The 17,667-nt window shown below is 63.7% G+C and carries 16 protein-coding genes and 2 tRNA genes; 4 read left to right on the forward strand and 14 right to left on the reverse strand.

From position 1 onward, the window contains the following. Positions 1 to 125: 125 nt before the first annotated feature. The 5 genes from QME84_04235 to QME84_04255 all read right to left on the reverse strand — a co-directional run bounded on the left by QME84_04235 (position 126) and on the right by QME84_04255 (position 2,573). Entirely contained in the window at positions 126 to 389 is a 264-nt protein-coding gene (locus tag QME84_04235) for a hypothetical protein (GenBank protein ID MDI6873477.1), read from the reverse strand. Between the two features lie 31 nt (positions 390 to 420). Continuing rightward, entirely contained in the window at positions 421 to 951 is a 531-nt protein-coding gene (locus QME84_04240; GenBank protein MDI6873478.1) for a hypothetical protein, read from the reverse strand. Positions 952 to 1,152: 201 nt separating this feature from the next. Then, on the reverse strand, positions 1,153 to 2,034 hold the full coding sequence (locus QME84_04245; GenBank protein ID MDI6873479.1) for a 4Fe-4S binding protein: 882 nt from the start codon (positions 2,032 to 2,034) through the stop codon (positions 1,153 to 1,155). A 15-nt stretch (positions 2,035 to 2,049) separates the two neighbouring features. Then, positions 2,050 to 2,208: a hypothetical protein gene (locus tag QME84_04250; GenBank protein MDI6873480.1), complete on the reverse strand. Its 159-nt coding sequence runs from the start codon at positions 2,206 to 2,208 to the stop codon at positions 2,050 to 2,052. A 271-nt stretch (positions 2,209 to 2,479) separates the two neighbouring features. Next, positions 2,480 to 2,573: transfer RNA gene (locus QME84_04255), tRNA-Ser, on the reverse strand. Positions 2,574 to 2,983: 410 nt separating this feature from the next. Between QME84_04255 and QME84_04260 the strand changes: the two genes are divergently transcribed. Continuing rightward, the gene (locus QME84_04260; protein MDI6873481.1) at positions 2,984 to 3,934 is read left to right on the forward strand and encodes an ROK family protein; all 951 of its coding nucleotides are present in this window, start codon (positions 2,984 to 2,986) and stop codon (positions 3,932 to 3,934) included. A 262-nt stretch (positions 3,935 to 4,196) separates the two neighbouring features. Here QME84_04260 and QME84_04265 read toward each other — a convergent pair whose 3' ends face one another. The 6 genes from QME84_04265 to QME84_04290 form a co-directional block, all read right to left on the reverse strand. Further along, positions 4,197 to 4,889 (reverse strand): permease, encoded by a 693-nt coding sequence (locus QME84_04265; protein ID MDI6873482.1) that lies wholly within the window; start codon positions 4,887 to 4,889, stop codon positions 4,197 to 4,199. A 332-nt stretch (positions 4,890 to 5,221) separates the two neighbouring features. Next, complete coding sequence (locus QME84_04270) at positions 5,222 to 5,704, reverse strand: permease (protein ID MDI6873483.1); 483 nt, start codon at positions 5,702 to 5,704, stop codon at positions 5,222 to 5,224. 290 nt (positions 5,705 to 5,994) lie between these two features. Beyond that, positions 5,995 to 6,366 (reverse strand): DUF1667 domain-containing protein, encoded by a 372-nt coding sequence (locus tag QME84_04275; protein MDI6873484.1) that lies wholly within the window; start codon positions 6,364 to 6,366, stop codon positions 5,995 to 5,997. Then, positions 6,363 to 7,652 (reverse strand): FAD-dependent oxidoreductase, encoded by a 1,290-nt coding sequence (locus QME84_04280; protein MDI6873485.1) that lies wholly within the window; start codon positions 7,650 to 7,652, stop codon positions 6,363 to 6,365. The genes QME84_04275 and QME84_04280 overlap by 4 nt, the downstream gene beginning before the upstream one ends. Further along, positions 7,645 to 9,240, reverse strand: coding sequence for an NAD(P)/FAD-dependent oxidoreductase (locus QME84_04285; protein MDI6873486.1), 1,596 nt, complete (start codon positions 9,238 to 9,240; stop codon positions 7,645 to 7,647). The genes QME84_04280 and QME84_04285 overlap by 8 nt, the downstream gene beginning before the upstream one ends. Positions 9,241 to 9,481: 241 nt before the next feature. Beyond that, the gene (locus QME84_04290) at positions 9,482 to 10,327 is read right to left on the reverse strand and encodes a 4Fe-4S binding protein (GenBank protein ID MDI6873487.1); all 846 of its coding nucleotides are present in this window, start codon (positions 10,325 to 10,327) and stop codon (positions 9,482 to 9,484) included. 562 nt (positions 10,328 to 10,889) lie between these two features. On the opposite strand from QME84_04290, the gene QME84_04295 reads away from it, so the two are divergent. From QME84_04295 to mptB, 3 genes are all read left to right on the forward strand, one after another. Then, positions 10,890 to 11,783, forward strand: a complete 894-nt coding sequence (locus tag QME84_04295; protein MDI6873488.1) for a bifunctional methionine sulfoxide reductase B/A protein — start codon at positions 10,890 to 10,892, stop codon at positions 11,781 to 11,783. A gap of 395 nt (positions 11,784 to 12,178) precedes the next feature. Further along, positions 12,179 to 13,399 (forward strand): PQQ-binding-like beta-propeller repeat protein, encoded by a 1,221-nt coding sequence (locus tag QME84_04300; protein ID MDI6873489.1) that lies wholly within the window; start codon positions 12,179 to 12,181, stop codon positions 13,397 to 13,399. A 24-nt stretch (positions 13,400 to 13,423) separates the two neighbouring features. After that, complete coding sequence (gene mptB / locus QME84_04305; protein ID MDI6873490.1) at positions 13,424 to 14,866, forward strand: polyprenol phosphomannose-dependent alpha 1,6 mannosyltransferase MptB; 1,443 nt, start codon at positions 13,424 to 13,426, stop codon at positions 14,864 to 14,866. 236 nt (positions 14,867 to 15,102) lie between these two features. Here mptB and QME84_04310 read toward each other — a convergent pair. The 3 genes from QME84_04310 to QME84_04320 form a co-directional block, all read right to left on the reverse strand. Continuing rightward, positions 15,103 to 15,179 (reverse strand) — tRNA-Ile (locus QME84_04310). 112 nt (positions 15,180 to 15,291) lie between these two features. Then, positions 15,292 to 15,876, reverse strand: coding sequence for a hypothetical protein (locus tag QME84_04315; protein ID MDI6873491.1), 585 nt, complete (start codon positions 15,874 to 15,876; stop codon positions 15,292 to 15,294). A gap of 144 nt (positions 15,877 to 16,020) precedes the next feature. Then, entirely contained in the window at positions 16,021 to 17,490 is a 1,470-nt protein-coding gene (locus QME84_04320) for an RtcB family protein (GenBank protein MDI6873492.1), read from the reverse strand. Positions 17,491 to 17,667 lie beyond the last annotated feature (177 nt).

The raw sequence follows: 17,667 nt of genomic DNA on the forward strand, positions 1-17,667 counted from the left end.
CCCCAACCTACGGATCCGTAGTCCGTCGCTCTATCCAGTTGAGCTACGGGCGCACGTCCCGCGCCGCTGCCTGAACGGCGCCACCAACTAATATATTTTAACCTTAATGTCCCCCCAAGCCAAGATCACAGGCCCAGCTCCCCATCACTCAGCTGGGAATCGGAGAAGTCCTCGAGGCTCACGGATTCCATGGCCTGGTCCAGGCTCTCGAGAAGGCCATCCACGTCCGAACGGTCGGCCACCTCCACCTGGACCTCCTCGCTCTGCGAGGGCGCCGGGCCCTTTCCTCCCTCTTCCTTGGAGCAGGAAGAGGCCACGAGTGACAAAGCCAGGAGAGCCAGGGAGGCCAGTCCCAAGCTTAGCGCCTTGCGGATCTTTTTACTCTCCATTTCCACACCCCCCACGGCAACCGGAAGCCGGTCAGGCCGACTCCGGGAGCTGACCGCGCAGCTCCTGGATGTCGGCGCGTATGGTCTGCTGGTAGAAGAGGCGGATATCCATGGCGTCCTGGCGCACCACCCGGAGGAGCTGGCGCGCCTCGTGAAGCAGGGAGTAGAAGTTGCCCTGCGCCTGCTCGGGAGAGAGGGCGGCGATCTCCTCGAGCTTCTGGATGAAAGCCTGGTAATCCTGGGCGAACTCTTCGAACATGCCCTTCCAGGTGGCCAGGTCCTGCTCCAGCTTGGAGACGTCGGAGCCCTTGGTCTTCATTTTCTCCAGGAACTCGCCCACCGTGGACTTGACCCGCTCGTACACCTCGCGGTGCCTCTGCTGGTTGTTGTTGAAGCGGGTGATGATCAGCTCTATGCGCTGCTGGATGAACTTCCACCGCTCCTGGAGCCTTTCCTGCAGGCGCCCCTCCCCGCCGGATTGACCTTCCTGGCCCAGGGCGGGCACCACCGAGCAGGCCATCACCAGGGCCACCATTCCTATCAGGACGAAAGCTCTCTTCATCCTTCATCCCTCCCTTCCTAAAACGCTCATCCTCTCCACGGGCGCTTTCCGCGCCGGAGCCGCTCCGGCCTGAGGAGCGCTCTCCCCCGCCTTTCCTCCCATCGGTGCCCCGCCGGGCTCCCGGGGCCGGCGCCCGAAGCGTCCTCCTTATCCCATTCTCAGGCGAAATTGTTAACAAGATGTTAAGCAGCATTTAACTTTTTAACTTTCTCCTTCGCGGTGAACCTTTTGTTTTCCGTTTCTAGGGGAGCGCGAAACCCGAAACCCCCCGGTTATCGAACCCCGCGGACACGCCTTCCGGCACTCCAGGCACCTTATACAATCCGCCGAGTTGGGGTCCTCGAAGATGTTGATGTCTACCGGGCATACCTCAAGGCATTTCCCGCATTCGCTGCATGAGGAAACGTCCACCTCCATGCGGTACAGGCTGATTCGATTGCTCAAGCCGAGCAAGGCCCCCAGGGGACACACGGAACGACAGAAGGGGCGCCGGGAGAACATGAACCACAGGAAGAAAGCGGCCAAGATGCCTATTTTCAACCAGAAGAACCATCCCGTGGGGGGCAGGGGATCCCTAGGAGGGACCGCCTTGAGGAAAATGCCTCCCTCCAGGGCACCCATGGGACAGAGGCGGGAAAACCAGCTCTCCGCGGTGAGCAGCGGCACTACCACCACCAGCCCCAGGAGGAAGGCGTATCTTCCCCACCTCGCCCCGCGGGGTAGGCGAAGCTTGGGCACCGGCGCCTTGTACACTAGTTCCTGGAGGAAGCCGAAGGGGCAGATCCAACCGCAGGGCATCCTGCCCACCACCGCCCCCACCAGCCCTACCGACCCCAGGACGTAGAGCAGGACGCCGAACCCCTGGGCCAGGTAGCCCTTCACCTTCCCGGAGAGAAGGGAGAAGGAGTGCTGGAGGCTGCCGATGGGGCAGGCGAAAACGGTCAGAGGACACGCGTAGCAGTTCAGGCCGGGTACGCAGACGCCTTTCAGGCCCCCCTTGTAGACGGAGCGGGAGGAGAAATAAAGGAAATAGGGGTTGAGGACTAAAAGCGCCGCCAGCTGGGAGATTCTCCTGCCGCGCATCTTGCCCACCCGGTGTCATATCAGTCCGATGCAGTCCAGGCAGATGACCACCGCGTGGACGTAAACCGCCCGCGGCCCCTCCCAGATGAGGGAAAGGCCGACGGCCAGGGCGAAGACGGCCAGGAACAACCAAGCCACCCAGGTCCTGCGTTTTTTTCTTCGTCCCTTTTTCATGTCCCCCCCTCCCCGGGCTACCTCGCCGGACGTTATCCCGGACAAGACCGATGACCGTCGACCCCAGTTTTACCCATTCCGCGAAACATGTCGAGTGCCTCGACGCCCAAGCGGCGGCTCGAGGCGTACGTTCTTCATGTCGCTTCTATCCGGAATGCGATATGGGCGGAAGGGGAGGGACTCGAACCCTCGAGGCGGCTTTCGCCACCCTACCTTGATTCCCCAGTCGGGCGATCCTCCCACGGGGTTTATCGTGAATTGCCTCTTTTTCTGGCGGAAGGGGAGGGATTCGAACCCTCGAGGCGGCTTTCGCCACCCACACGATTTCCAGTCGTGCTCCTTAGGCCAGACTCGGACACCCTTCCGTCTCGGACCTGCTTCGCGCTGCAAGCTCCTCGCAGCGGCAGAATCGCGGCAGAATCTATTATAGATAGGAGTCCCACCGCTTTCCAGCGGAGTCGGTTACCCCCTTCGTCCCTTCCTCCATCTTCCACCGCAGAGGTAGACCCGCTTCCCGGCGGCAAAGGCAACCTGCCAGGACCCGTGCGGTCCCAAAGCGGCTCGTTCGCCGACCGCTCGGCACCTTCCGGCGAATAAAGCGGGGCTCGGTTCATCCCGCGTGGAGCGATTCACGCCTAACCCGCTACCCGGTGGCTGTAGGGTGGCGGCCAGATTTGTTGTCCCGGCCGCGGGATGATATAAAGGGATTGTTTCCCCGTTATGAGGATGTCGGCGGGTATTGCACGGATGTTTGGTAAAAGATGGGAGGTGTACCTTGGCGGTTTTGGGCGTGGACCTCGGCGGGACCAAGACGGCGGGCATCCTGTACCACCAGGGCGAGATAGTGGAAAGGTACCGGAGCACCACGGACATCACCTCCTCGGAGACGGTTATCCAAGGCATCGTATCCGCCTGTTCCCGACTTCTCGAATCGGCCCGCTCCCGAGGAATCACGGTGGATTCCATCGGCCTGGGGATCGCGGGCTTCATCGATTTCGAACGCGGCGTGGTCACCGAGGCCCCCAACCACCCCCTCCATGAAACGCCGGTAAAGGATATCCTCCAGGAAGCCTTCGACCTCCCGGTGGTGGTGGACAACGACGCCAACGTCGCCGCCCTTGCTGAGGCCAGGCTGGGGGCCGGCAGGGGCTCGCGCTACCTGGTGCATCTCACCCTGGGGACGGGCATCGGCGGGGGCATCGTGATAGACGGAGAGGTCTACCGGGGGGCGCAGGGCGCTGCCGCTGAGTTGGGGCACATGATCATCGACGAGAACGGCCCCATCTGCAACTGCGGCGCCCGCGGCTGCCTGGAGGCCCTGGCCTCCGGGGTGGCCATCTACAAGCGGGTGGAGGAGCTTTCCTGGACCAAGAAGAGGTCGCCCATGCTGGACGAGTTCCGCGCCGACCCCCTTTCCTTCCGCGCCGAAGCCGTGGGGCGCCATGCCTCGGAGGGAGACGAGCTGGCCCTCTCCATCCTGAGGGACGCCGGGAAGCACCTGGGGGTGGGCATTACTTCCATCATCAACATCTTCAATCCCGATACGGTCACCCTGAGCGGCGGCCTCCTGGGTTGCTTCGGGTACATGGAGGAAGAGATGCGCCTCACCGTTGACGGGATGGCCATACCCATAAGCCGAAAGCACGCGAGAATCCTCACCAGCACCCTGGGGGATGACGGCGGAACCCTGGGCGCCGCCCTCCTGGCCCTCTCCCTCACAGGTTGAGGAGGAAGATAGGCAATATCCCTGGCGGGCTCCCCGCGGCCCCAGACAAGGAACCGCGTATTACGAAAGATACAACGCTCGCTACATCGTTGGGGGCCCTTCTCCCACCGGCCGGAGACTGCGTTAATACCGAGGAGGCCGTGTACCGGCTTAGGGCGTGGTTGATCGGCGGCAGGTTTGAGGGGAAATCGGATCCGGCCATTATGAATTTTCCCGCGGTGGGGCCCAGGCTGGAAGCTCCAGGAACCGGACGCGGCGCCGCTCAATCTTGATCCGCTTCTCCACCCTCGACCCCCTCGGCCGAGGTCGGAAGGGCTTCCGTTTTTGCCTCCCCTCCGGAGCGGTAAAGGGCCTCCGCCGCCAGCCCCATTGGGATGACCAAAGCCACGGTGAGGACCAGGCGCAGGAATGTGAACTTCCACCCCAGGAACTGGAGCTCCATGAGCTCCAGGGGTAGCTTTATGCATGCCCATGCGGAAAGAAAGACCATCACGTTGGCCACCCGGGCCCCCTTCTTGAGAAGCATGGCCGCCAGGGGGAAGGCCACGTAGAGCGGTCCCGTAGGCAGGGTGCCCAGGAAGATGGAAAGCAGGAGCCCGCCCAGCCCCGACTCCCGGCCCATGTATTTCACCACCACCTCCTGCCTGACCCAAACCGCGAAAAGACCCATCAGGATCATGACCGCCGGGAGGATAAAAACCAGTTCCTGGAAATACTCCCACGAGACCCGCAGGGCCCTGGACCCCTTGTCCCGGTAAAGCAGAGAGAGGCAGGCGAAGCCGGCGACCGACGCCGCCAGGAGGACCAGGTCCCATCTCACCCTCTTCCTCCAAGGTATCCTGTCCTCCGCCGGCCTCCCCGGACCGCCCGACCCTCCGGGCGGATTGCCCCGCTTCGCTCGCGGTCCCGCGTTTCCTTCCGGGACGACCCGGCTCACGTCCCTTCCGTCAGCCATAAACCCTTCCTTCGTGCGTCCGGCCCACACCCCCCTACGGGGCGCCCGACTGCAAATTCGTGGAGCCTACCCCGTCAAGCCTTTCCTCGTCCATCCCCACCCGTCTCCCGCCCCGAACGGGAGGGTGGGCGGATGCAAAGTCTTCCGTGTCTTCCGCGACGGCCCACCATGTCCCATCCCTTTCCGGCCTTCATTCGGCACATTACGGCTCCTTCGCCACCCGGACCTCCCATCCGCCTAGCCATCCACTTGCGTTCTTGCCCGCAGCAGTAAACCCACAACCGGAACCCGCTTGAAGCCCATCCCGACCTGCATAATGGTTCCTCCGGCGGTCATAGGATGAGTCCCATCAGGACGGCTATGGCCAGGGCCACCAGGAGGCTCAATCCGTTGCGCAGGAGGGCGAAGCGCCTGTCGAGTTCCCTTATCTCCAGGGGAAGGAAGACGAACCCGATCATGGTCAGGGTGGTGATGAAGGCGGCCATGGACATCACCCCCGCGCCCATGTCCAGGAGGGACCTGGCCAGCGGGAAAGCGATGAGGGCGGGGATGAAGAGCACCGAGCCCAGGGCGGCGGCGATGAGCAGCCCCAGGGCCCCCCTCTCGCCTCCGATGGTGGAGGCTATCCATCGGGCAGGGATGAAGCCCACGATCAGGCCTATCACGGCGATGACGGCCAGGACGCTCGGGCCCATGCGCTTGACCGCGTTCCAGGCGATGCGCAAGGCCGTCCTGGTCTTTCCCCTGTCTTTGAGCAGGGAGACCACGAGGCAGATCGCCACCAGGGAATCTATGACCATGGCCGTGACGGACATCGCTTCTTCATCTCCTCGCGGTCATTTGCCTACCCTTGCGGTCCCCCGCGGGTCGCGCCGGAGCCCGCCGATAAGCCTTTTTTGCATAATTATCTATGTCTGTTACATCTATATGTTAATAGCATATAAATTAATTGTCAAGACGATAGACTGTCCCTCCATGGTTGACAGGTATCAACCGCAACAGGGGCGGGAAGCGTTCAATATACCCGCTTCATGCGTACCAGTTATATGGATTCGGATACCATGAACAGCGAAGTCGCGATGGGCCGTCGTGGTTCGTCCATGCGTCAGTCGAGGCGGTCCAGGCGGCGTGAGGCCACCATGTCTGCGCCGGTGCCCAGGATGTCCCTATAGATCACCTGGCCATCTCGCACCGGCGCCTCCACCTCGACATCCGCAAGGGCCCTCACGGCTTCCCGGACCAGGGACTTGGGGATGGGCGCGGTGGAGACCACCGGAAGCAGTGGGAGTATCCCGTTTCGCACCCTGACCGTGGTGGTCACCATGCGGCGGGGATCCCGGAACTCCTCCTCGGCGTAGCGCCGCCCCGCCTCGCACTCCTGGCCGGTGACCTCGAGTATCTCCCCGTCCTCCTCCACCAGCTCCAGGGAACAGCTGAGCGGGCAGTTGATGCAGGTGTAGTAGTGCTTTTTCCTCATCCTTGACGCTCCGGCCCCTCGTCCTCCGGCACCACTTCCACCGTCAGGTCTCCCCTCGAGAGGGCCTCGACCAGCCTCTCCGGGTCCGCCCTCAGTCTTACCATCTCGGGTGGACGAACCATCCTGGCCCTTTTGGCTGCCAGGGGAATGCCGCCCGTTACCAGCCGGGCCCGCACCGCCCGTTCCGGCCGGCTTACCCGGAAGTAGAAGGAGACCTCCCCGCCGTACCCCCGCAGGAGCTGGGGCACCACGAACCTCACGTTCCTTCCCGGTCGCACGCGAAGGGCCTCGGGCTTTCGCGCGACGCCCCTCAGGACGTACTCCGCCGCCGCGCGCCCGGCCACCTCCGCGGTGTGGGTAACGTAGTCCACCAGGTCGAAGACGTTCATCACGTTCCCGCAGGCGAAAATGCCCTCCACTGAGGTCTCCATGCGCTCGTCCACCACCGGCCCGCCGGTGGCCGGGTCGAGCACCACCCCCGCCCTCCTGGAGAGTTCGTTCTCGGGGATGAGCCCCACGGAAAGAACTAGGGTGTCGCAGGGCACCAGCCTCTCCGTCCCCGGCATGGGCTTCAGGTTCCCGTCCACCCGGGAGACGGTCACCGCCTCCACCCTCTTCCTGCCGTGGATGAAAGTCACGGTGTGGGAAAGGTGGAGGGGTATGTCGTAATCGTGCAGGCACTGCACCAGGTTGCGGGTCAGGCCGCCGGGGTGGTCCATGATCTCGTACACGCCTTCCACCTCCGCTCCCTCCAGGGTGAAGCGCCGGGCCATGATCAGCCCGATATCCCCGGAACCTAGGATGACCACCCGGCGGCCTGGCATGAGGCCCTCGATGTTGATGTCCCTCTGGGCGGCCCCGGCGCAGATCACCCCCGCGGGACGGTAGCCGGGGATGAGTACCTGGTGGCGCGTCCTCTCCCGGCAGCCCATGGCCAGGACCACCGCCCTGGGTTTTATTTCCAGGATCCCGTCCCGGGAATTTACGGCCGTCAGGCTGCGGTCCGGGCGCAGGTCCAGGACCATGGTGTTCAGTTTGATGTCCATGTCCGCCTTCTCCACCCGGTCAATGAAACGCTGCGCGTACTGGGGGCCGGTGAGGGTCTCGCCGAAGACGATGGACCCGAAGCCGTCGTGGATGCACTGGGGGAGGATGCCCCCCAGCTCCACGTCGCGCTCGATGAGCATCACGTCCCGGAGGCCGGCTTCCCGCGCGGCCAGGGCTGCTCCCAGGCCCGCCGGCCCAGCCCCTATGACCACCAGGTCCGGCTTCCTGACCTTAGCCATGGCCCACCCTCTCCGAGCACAGGAAATCCTTGGTCTCCCCCAGGTAGAGGGGCGAAGGCCCACCGCTCTTTGTGACTTCGGTTATGGGTATGCCAAGCTCCCGGGCCAGGATGGCCGCCACCCGGTGCCCGCAGAATCCGCCCTGGCAGCGCCCCATCCCGGTCCTGGTGCGCCTTTTCACGCCGTCCATGTCCGTGGCGGGAATGAGGGAATGGATGGCCGCCAGGACTTCCGCCTCGGTCACGTACTCGCACCGGCAGACGATGTTGCCCCACCGCGGATCCTTCCTTATCAGGGCGTCCCTTTCCCGGTCGTCAAGCTCGGCGAAGCGGGGGGTGGCCGGTCGTACCGGGTCGAAGTCCGGCCGGGGCTCGCGGGGTATGCCGAGCTCGTGGAGGAAGCCCATGACCATCTCCACGATGGCCGGGGCGGAGGCCAGTCCCGGGGACTGGATGCCGGCCACGTTCACAAAGCCGCGCACCTTATCCGAGGCCTCGATGACGAAGTCCTCCTCGTAGGTGGGAGCGCGGACGCCGCTGAAGGCGGAGATCACCGCCTCCCTGGGAAAGGAGGGCAGAAGGTAGTGGAAGCGCTCGAAGATCTCCTCTATCTCCTCCGCGGAGATGGAGGTGTCGTTCTTGTCCTCCACCTCCACCGCCGTGGGGCCCAGCTGCAGGTTGCCCTCCACGGTGGGCATGGCCCCGCCCCCCTTGGAACGTTCCTTCTTCATGCCCGGCATCCGGAAGAGGGCCACGCTGGAGCGCACGTACTCGCTGGTCACCTGGCGGTCGAAGAGGAGGGTGGCTCCCTTGCGCGGGTGGATGCGGAAGCCTCCCGCCCCGGCCATCTCCGCCACCTCGTCAGCGAAGACCCCGGCGGCGTTGATCACCAGGGGAGCGGCTATTTCACCCCGGTTAGTGATCACGCCTTTCACCTCGCCGTCCTCCACCCGGATGCCGGTGACCTCGGTGTTGAGAAAGACCCGGGCCCCGTTGATCACCGCGTGCTCGGCCAGGGCGATGGTCAGCTTGTAGGGGCACACCAAGCCGTAGTTAGGATCGAAGACGCCGGAAACCGCTTCCGGGGTCACGTTGGGTTCCCGTCGCAGCACTTCCTCGCGGGACAATACCCGTAACCCCTTGATGCCCGCGGCTTCCCCGTAGGCCACGATGCCCTCCGGTATTCTCACCCGCAGGAGCTCATCCAGCTGCTCCGGGCTCATTTTCTCCGCAACTTCCGGTGGCACGGAACGGGGGGTGACCACGATGAGCAGGCCCTGCCGCTTGAAGTCCACCCCCAGGCCGGCGACGAACTCGTCGTACATGTAGTTGCCTCGGACGTTGAGTTTCTGCTTCAGGGTCCCCACTTCCTCGCCTATGCCGGAATGCACCTCCGCGTTGTTGGCCTTACTGGCCCCGCAGGCCACGTCGTTCTCCTTTTCCAGGACCACCACGTCCGGGGTGTAGCGGGTTATCTCGCGGGCGATGGCGCAGCCGATGACCCCCGCCCCGACCACCACCACGCGCGCCGAGGCCGGCAGCTCCGGGTTCAGTTTTTCCCGCAAGTGACCTTGGGCCCTGTCTTTCAATAAAAATCCTCCGTTGCCGTGTAACCGGTTTCCCTGCGCCTCCAGGCCGTTCAGGACCTGCGCCTTCATGCCCGGGGCGCGCCTCCATCCTCCCGGTGCGCCTCGATTCTGCACCTCGTACCGCTTGTCATCACGCGCCGTTCCGGCTTGAGGCCAAATTATTTTATATGCGCCGCCACAAAACCGGCAATCCCGGAGGAATCGACATCGGCATTTATTCGTCGAGGTTCATATGGAAGGCTCATAATGGACAAGCTTCTCGCCGCGGCACCATGGTGTTGGCCCGGTGGGGGCAGAACCTCACGCACAGTCCGCAGCCCTGGCAGTCGGCGACCCTCGCTCTGCCCTCCACCAGGGAGCGCTCCCGAAAGGCGCACACCTCCACGCATGTCCCGCAGCCCTGGCACCTCTCCGGGTCAACCGTCGAGCGGTACCTGGATGGAATATAATGGTAGCCATCCTGCTTGAAGACGCGGTAGCCTATGATGGGGAGGCAGGAACAGGCGCAGCAGTTGCAGATCACGAAGTAGTTGGCGCTTCCGCGGAAGTACATGTGGCGGTCGAGCATCTGCACCAGGCCCTTCTCGTTGCTTTCCCGCACGATGCGCAGGGCCTCTTCCTTGTCGATGACCCGGTAGTCCCGGGGAAAGAGCTCCAGCCAGATGGGGGCGCCGGTGAGGATGACGATGTCCGTCTCCAGGGGGTGGTCGCAGGCCCCGGTGGCCAGCCGGCAGCGGCAGGGCCCCACGGCGATGCGGCCGTCGTCGGGAAGCTCCCGGATGAATTCCTCCATCTCCCCCAGGGTCATCACCTGGCTCACGATGGCCCTCTCAGCCATGAACTTGGCCAGGGCATAATAGAAGAACTTTCTCACCCACGGATTGGACATGAAGTCCCGGCCGAGGAGCCAGTAAAAGAAGGCCAGCAGCTGCACCTCGAAGCGGGCGTAGAGCTTCAGCATGCGCTGGCGGACCCGGCTCTCCTCGGCGATGAACACGTCGCCCCAGTGCGCCGGAGCAGCCAGCCAGGCCACCCGGAACGCGCTCGCCAGCAATTTCGCCGCCAATCCGTTCTTCCTGATCCTCACGACCGATGCCTCCCTTCTCCCGGGGCTGCCCCTTGCGCTGGATCCCATCTCAGCCCACGTCCACTGTGTCCGCGCTTTCTTCCGCCGAGGCAGGCCCGTCTCTCGTTTTTCCGGGTGTACAGGAAAAGGAGTCCGACTCTCATATGCCATACCAAGGCTCACGACAACTAAGCATATCACCTGGAGCCGGGAAACGGTGGACCCGGATCTCCGCGCCGGCTGCGGCGGGCCGGTGAAGGATCTTCCCGGCTAATCCGTCGACGAAAGTCGTTCCCCGCAAACCGGGCCTGGGGAGCCCTGGCCCCTGCTTGCCGACCGCCCGTGACGGCCTTCAAGCGTCGCGGGGTACCGGGAAGGCGGTAACCGAAGCGCAAGTTCTTGCCTCGGCGTAAAGGCCCTTTCGCGACGGGACGGTTGTCTCCACACTCCCCGGGTTTTTCGCGGCCCGGGGAAGTTGACCAAAGGCCTTTCGGCGATCAAGCCACCCGGTTACCCTTAGGTGAAGGCTTTGCGAAGGCGAATCGCCCCGGCGCCCGAGGCGCACGAGTGGAGGAGGAGAACGATGGCCTGGAGAAAGCTCACGAGGGAAGAGGAGAGGATTATCGTGCACGGGGGCACGGAGCCGCCCTTCAGCGGGGAATACACCGATCATTTCGAGCCAGGCACCTATACCTGCCGCCGGTGCGGGGCGCCCCTTTACCGCTCCGAGGACAAGTTCCACTCCGGGTGCGGCTGGCCGGCCTTCGACGACGAGATCCCCGGCGCCGTGAAGCGCCGCCCTGATCCAGACGGCAGGAGGACGGAGATCACCTGTGCCTCCTGCGGTGCCCACCTGGGCCACGTGTTCGAAGGCGAGGGGTTCACACCCAAGAACGTGCGCCACTGCGTCAATTCCCTGTCCCTGCTTTTCGTTCCCGCGGTGGAAAGGATAATTCTCGGCGGAGGGTGCTTCTGGTGCACGGAGGCCGTCTTCCGCCGCCTTCCCGGCGTCGTATCCGTGACGCCAGGATACGCGGGCGGCAACGTTCCCAATCCCACCTACCGCCAGGTCTGTTCCGGCAAGACCGGCCACGCGGAGGTGGTCTTGGTGGAATACGATCCCCGGCGCATCTCCCTGCGCGAGATCCTGGAGGTCTTCTTCGCCTGCCACGACCCTACCTCCCGCGACCGGCAGGGCGCGGACGTGGGGACGCAGTACCGGTCCGTCGTGCTCTATACCACCGAGGAACAGGGGCGCGAGGTAAGAGACTTTATCCGCCAGGCGGCCACCCGCTACCCACGCCCGGTGGTCACTGAGGTCGGTAGGCTGGAAGCCTTCTACCCTGCAGAGGATGAGCATCTTCGGTACTACGAGAGAAACCAGGAGGCGCCCTACTGCCAAGCGGTGATCAGGCCTAAGCTGGAAAAATTAGCCAGGTTCATCGGTATTTCCGGAGAGGAAGAGTCGACCCCCTGAGCGGCCGCCGCCTCCCCGACGATCCCCTCCCCTTCCTCCCGGTTTCTCCCGGCCACGTGATCGTGGGGAGGCCTGGTTGTCCACGTGCGCCAGGCCCACCGGCCCGCGCCGTCTACGCCTCGAACACCCCACCGCCGCATTCCCCGACGTTTTCGGCGTGGAGCCTAGGCACCCCCTCTTCCCGGACCTCACTGCCCCCCGGGCGAGGCGATGCCCCCGTACACGGCGGGCTCCCACGCTGGGCCGGCCCCTGCTTTCCCTGGCACGTCCCACCCCCTTTTCCCGCCGCACGGGGACGGCATTGAAAGGAGGGGCGTGACGCTATAGATTAGAGGAGCGGCGAAGGGGCGCGGGCGGCAAGCTAGACCCGGATGTGCTGATGGAGGAGAGGCGACATGGAGCAGCGCTGGGTGGCCTGGCTCAAGCTGTTTTTGGCCATTTTCTTCATCGCCTTCGCGGTTTCCTTCGTTGCCCTCACGGTAAGGGGGGCGAGGCGGGCCGGGGCAGCGCCGGCCGGACAGGCATCCGGGCCGCAGCCGGGCCCTCTCTCCCCTCCCCGGAACGTCTTTACGGAACTTTTCCGTGAGCTGGCACGCCTGGAGGTTCTCCGCCTGCGGCCGTCCTGGGAGCTGGAGGTGGGAAAAGGCCAGGTAAGGCTTTTCCCAGACGGGGAGAGGCTCTACGCAGCCTCCTCAACGGACTCCGCGGGCGGAACGCTTTTCTGCGTGGATGCACGCTCAGGAAACGTGCTCTGGAGCCGCGTCCTGGATGCCTGGATATCCTGCTCCCCAAGCGCCTGGGAAGGCATCGTTTACGTGGGAACGACCTCTCACGTCCTGTACGCCCTGGACGCGGAAAGCGGTGCCATGCTTTGGTCCTTCACCGCCCAGGGCGAGATACTCACCTCCCCAATCGTGGATGGTGGTTTACTCTTCTTCTTCGCTGACAACGACGCCGTCTTCGGCCTCTCCAACCGCCTTTATGCGCTGGATTCCGGCAGCGGGACCCTGCTGTGGTCCTACGACACCGCCAGCTGGACGCCCTCGCCTCCCGCCACCGGGCATGGACTGGTCTTCACCGCCGGCTCCACGTCCACCGTTCTGGCCCTGGACATGAGCACGGGGCGGGAAGCCTGGGCGCGCCCGGTGGACAGCGTGGTCTTCGCCTCTCCCCTGCTGGACGGCGACCGCGTCTACGTGGCCACGGTCAACGGGCGCCTCTATTCCCTGGACGCCCTTAACGGCGCGCAGTTGTGGGAGGTGAGTATGTACCATTTCACCCCTTCCCTTCCATGCCTCGCGGGGAAGAATATCCTGTTGGACCGCTGCCCGGACCGCCTGCTGGCCCTGTCGATAGAGGACGGAAGGGCCCAATGGGCCCTGGGCGGAAACGCCCTGCTGGCGGTGGAGCCTTCATCTGCCGGGACGGTTTATGCCTACTACCCGGAGGGCCGGCTTCTGGAGCTGGACGTGAATACGGGAAGGTGCCTTCGCATATATGTGGCCGGGTTCGAGTTCGCCCAGCGCCCTTACGTGAGCGACGGCTGGGTCTATTGCGCCTCCCCGGACGGGAAGGTCCGCGCCTGCCTCCTGTCCGGAGGCTCCCCTGCGGATTAAGAGGCAGGCGGACCGGAGCGGGCCATGGCGGCGAGGGAGGCGGAAAAGGGCGTCGACGGGCCGAGGGGTTTCCCACCAAGGGTCCTGAGGTCCGAGCTGGCCTACCTGGGGATGCTGTGTCTCACCTTCTTCCTCTACATGGCCCTCGCACTTTCCTCGCTGGCGCCCAATGGGGCCATCGGCAAGATGTCCACCATCCACATGGCCGCACAGAGGAATGCCTTTTTGCGAAACCTCCTGGAGGTATGCGGCTTCCAGAACGCCGGTCCCTTGAGGCTGCGCCTCTTTCTATACGTCGTTCTGCTGCTCCTGGTGCTCTGCTACCTGTGGGCGATCCACATCTTCCGCCACCGCCCCAGGGGGCTTCCCTCCATCCTCTCCGTGTGGCTCTTTCTTAACCTCATCCTGCTGTTCATTCCACCTTTGCTCAGCCGGGACGTGTTCTCCTACATGTTCTATGGGAAAATCGCCACCGCTTACGGCCATAACCCGTACCTGGTCACTCCCCAGCGCTTCGCCGCCGACCCCCTCTTCCCGTTGACCAGCCTTTATTGGAAAAACACTCCCGTGGTCTACGGCCCCCTGTTCACCCTGCTCTCCATGCTCCTCACCCGCATGGCTGGAAACCAGATCACCCAGGGGATCTATCTCTTCAAATCGACCGCCGCCTTCTTCAACCTCGCCTGCATCCTCCTCATCTGGTATATCCTGGGAAAACATGCCCCGCGCCGACAGGCCTTCGGGACCGTACTTTATGCCTGGAACCCCCTGATACTCATCCACTCGACGGGCGGCGCGCACAACGACGTCATCATGGCCGCCCTGGCCCTTGCCGCGCTGGCCCTGCTCCTCAGGGGGAGGAGGTACTCTGGGTTTCTCCTCCTCTGCTTTTCCTTCATGGTCAAGTACATCACCCTGATCCTCATGGCCTCCTACATCCTCTACCTGTTCCGGAAGCGGGAAGACCTCCGGAGCTGGCTCAAGGAGACGCTTTTGCTGGGCCTCATCTTCCTGGTCGTCTTCTTTGCCTTTTACGCTCCTTTCTGGGAGGGGATCAGGACCCTCTCCCCACTCCTGGAAAACCTGAAGCTCCGTAATTACAACCTTCCCGCCGGGTGGCTTCTGGCCGCCCTAGGAGGACTGCTGCACCTGATCCTCCGACTGGAGCTGCGGACTGCCTTTTTCGTGGCTTCCGTCCTATGCTCCCTGGCCTTCAACCTGATCTTCCTGGCGGCCCTGGCACACTTCTCCCTGCGATGCCGGTCGGAGCGCGATTTCCCGGAGTGCTGGTTCCTCGTCGCCCTGGTCTTCCTCCTCACACGCTCCTACTTTCTCTCCTGGTATCTCTTCTGGGTATTTCCCTTCCTCTGCCTGCGACGATGGGACGGACTATCCCGCTTCACGCTCACCGCCGGCACCCTGACCCTCTACTTCGCCGACCTCATGCCCTACTCGGCGGGGATCTGAGACCCTGGATAGCTGCGATCCCGAAGGGTTGATGCTCATGCCTCGCCAGGGGGCATCTTGCTTCTTACGGAGGTGGCTTCAGCGAAGACGCAAACGGCGGAGCGTCTCGCGTCCTGTGTCATCGTCTATCAAGGACGGGAAGGGCTCAATTGAACCTCTGTAGGGCGATTTCGACACTCCCAGGCGGGGAACCTACTTTCAGTAATAACAAAAGAAGGCACTAAAGCCTTCCTTTCTGGTGGGCCTAACTGGATTCGAACCAGTGACCTCACCCTTATCAGGGGTGCGCTCTAACCTGCTGAGCTATAGGCCCTCGCGCCTCTAAATTATAACCACCTCACGCCCGTTGCACAAGAAAAGTCCTTTTCCACATTTTCAACAACATGTTGTGTAAATCTGGGTCAAATACAACAACATGTAGTGTTTTATTCCTCGAGGGCCAGGCCCTCCGGAACGCGGAAGTTATCCTCCGAGACCTCTCCCACCCGGCGGTATTCCCACTCCAGCCTCTTTATCGTACCTCCTGGGCTCACCGCCTCCCACAGGGAAGGGAGATGTCCCGGACCGTCCAGCCGGGCGACGATGGAGCGCCCGTCCTGCGTATGCATGTGGAACTCACCGCCGTTCCAGAAGGAAGGCAGATCGAAACAGGGCTTCATCACCTGGCTGGGCAGAAAGCCCGCCCTCTTGGTCGTTTCCTCCAGGTCCATTTCCCGGTAGGTCCTGCGCTGCAGGTTGACCATCCAGCCTCGCCCCTCCTCCCGGTTGTAGATCACCACGCGGGGCACTCCCTCCATGACGATCCGGAATGAGCCCCCGCAGTATATTCCCACTCCCAGGACCTTGTCGCCCTCCGTGGCCTTGACCTGATAGCTCCCCTCCAGGGTGTTACGCATCCCCTCCTCGTAGGGTCCTATCCCCGCGGTCTCCCCGCGACAACCCCACGTCGTGGCGGCGAGCAGAAAGGACAGCGCCAGGGCCGCCACCGTCCACGCGCTACAAGACCTCAAGACCACAGGCCCTCCTCTTAACCACAGGGTTACCGTCCTATGGGCTCCCGCCGCCAAGCGCCAGTGGGCTTGCACTTCCGGCCCTCGGACGCGGGCCACGTACGATCCCTCCCGGCGCCCGCTTGCAATGAGCCCGCTCTTCCTCTATCCCTTCATCACCGCCACCGGCCTCATGCGGGCCACGCGGCGGGAAATACCCGCTCCCTCGCATATCTCCACCACCGCGCGCACGTCCTTGTAGGCCTCGGGGGCTTCCTCCGCTAGGCCGGAGAGCTGGGCCGCACGCACCATGATGCCCATTCTCTCCAGCCTCCTTTTGAGTTCCTCGCCCCTGACCTGTTTCTTGGCTGCCTTCCTACTCATGGTCCTGCCCGCTCCGTGACAGGTGGAGCCGAAGCTCTTCTCCAGGGCCTCCCGGGTTCCCACCAGCACGTAGGAGTGGCTTCCCATGTCCCCGGGGATGATCACCGGCTGGCCGGTGTCGGCATATTTAGCGGGCACCTCCGGGCGCGAACCCGGAAAGGCGCGGGTGGCTCCCTTGCGATGGACCATGAGGGTGAGGCGCTTGCCGTCCACCACGTGTTCCTCCATCTTGGCCAGATTGTGGGATATGTCGTAAAGCACGTGCATCCCCAGGTTCCGGGCCCCCGCCCGGAAGACCTTTTCGAAGCACTCCCTTATCCAGTGGGTGATGGCCTCCCGGTTGCACATGGCGAAGTTGGCGGCGCAGGCCATGGCCGCCAGGTAGTCGCGGCCCTCGCGGGATTCCACGGGTGCGCACACCAATTGGCGGTCGGGGAGGGAATATCCGTACTTCTTGAGGGAAGCCCCCATCACCTCGATGTAATCGGTACATATCTGGTGACCCAGGCCCCTGGAGCCGGAGTGCACCATAACTACCAGCTGGCCCTCGAAGAGCCCCAGCTTGTCCGCTGGGGGCCTGGTCTCCTCCACTACCTGGATTTCCAGGAAATGGTTTCCGGACCCCAGGGTCCCCACCTGGTCCTTGCCCCTGGCAAAAGCCCGCTCGCTCACCTTGGAGGGGTCGGCTCCTGGATAGCACCCTTGCTCTTCCATGGCCTCCAGGTCCTCTTCCCATCCAATACCCCGGGCCACCAACTCGGGAGCCCCCTTGGACATCAGCCTCTCCACCTCGCCGCGCTCCAGGTGGAGCCTTCCTTTGGTGCCCAGACCCTTGGGGACGGAGGTGTTGAGCAGGTCCAGAAGCTCCGGTAGCTTCTCCTTCGCCTCCTCCCAGGTCAGGGAGGTAAGAACCAGCCTCACCCCGCAGGAGATGTCATAGCCCACACCGCCCGGCGAGACGACCCCACCCTCCACCAGGGTGGCGGCCACCCCTCCGATGGGAAAGCCGTATCCCCAGTGGATGTCCGGCATGGCCAAGGAGGCCTTGACGATCCCCGGCAGGCAGGCCACGTTGGCCACCTGCTGCAGGGCGTTGTCCCCGTCGGCTTTTTCCAGTATTTCCCTGTCAGCGAAGACGATGCCCGGGACCCTCATACCCTCCTGGGCCTCGGCAGGTATCTCCCACATGTATTCGTCCACCTGCCTGACCTTGTCGAGAAAACCCACTGACCTCACCCCCTTCCGGCGCATTGCACCTCTTCTGCGCGAAATTCAGGGTTTGCGGCGTATCTCCCCCGGGCGGTAGGACATGCCTTCCCGCCTGAGGGGCCTTGCTCGATGGCGCGGGGGCCGGAACCCCCGCCGTTCGGAACCGACCCTTAAATCATCCCCCGCCTTTTTCCTTTACGGCACCGGGGTGGCAGGGGG

Source organism: Actinomycetota bacterium (assembly GCA_030019255.1).
GTDB lineage: Bacteria > Actinomycetota > Geothermincolia > Geothermincolales > RBG-13-55-18 > Solincola_A.

Bases quoted from the DNA above. Each gene is read 5' to 3' on its own strand.
- QME84_04275 (MDI6873484.1), bottom strand. From the start codon at position 6,366: ATGAGGAAAAAGCACTACTACACCTGCATCAACTGCCCGCTCAGCTGT.
- mptB (MDI6873490.1), top strand. From the start codon at position 13,424: ATGGCGGCGAGGGAGGCGGAAAAGGGCGTCGACGGGCCGAGGGGTTTC.
- QME84_04270 (MDI6873483.1), bottom strand. From the start codon at position 5,704: ATGTCCGTCACGGCCATGGTCATAGATTCCCTGGTGGCGATCTGCCTC.
- QME84_04300 (MDI6873489.1), top strand. From the start codon at position 12,179: ATGGAGCAGCGCTGGGTGGCCTGGCTCAAGCTGTTTTTGGCCATTTTC.
- QME84_04295 (MDI6873488.1), top strand. From the start codon at position 10,890: ATGGCCTGGAGAAAGCTCACGAGGGAAGAGGAGAGGATTATCGTGCAC.
- QME84_04250 (MDI6873480.1), bottom strand. From the start codon at position 2,208: ATGAAAAAGGGACGAAGAAAAAAACGCAGGACCTGGGTGGCTTGGTTG.
- QME84_04265 (MDI6873482.1), bottom strand. From the start codon at position 4,889: ATGGCTGACGGAAGGGACGTGAGCCGGGTCGTCCCGGAAGGAAACGCG.
- QME84_04240 (MDI6873478.1), bottom strand. From the start codon at position 951: ATGAAGAGAGCTTTCGTCCTGATAGGAATGGTGGCCCTGGTGATGGCC.
- QME84_04280 (MDI6873485.1), bottom strand. From the start codon at position 7,652: ATGGCTAAGGTCAGGAAGCCGGACCTGGTGGTCATAGGGGCTGGGCCG.
- QME84_04245 (MDI6873479.1), bottom strand. From the start codon at position 2,034: ATGCGCGGCAGGAGAATCTCCCAGCTGGCGGCGCTTTTAGTCCTCAAC.
- QME84_04235 (MDI6873477.1), bottom strand. From the start codon at position 389: ATGGAGAGTAAAAAGATCCGCAAGGCGCTAAGCTTGGGACTGGCCTCC.
- QME84_04320 (MDI6873492.1), bottom strand. From the start codon at position 17,490: ATGCGCCGGAAGGGGGTGAGGTCAGTGGGTTTTCTCGACAAGGTCAGG.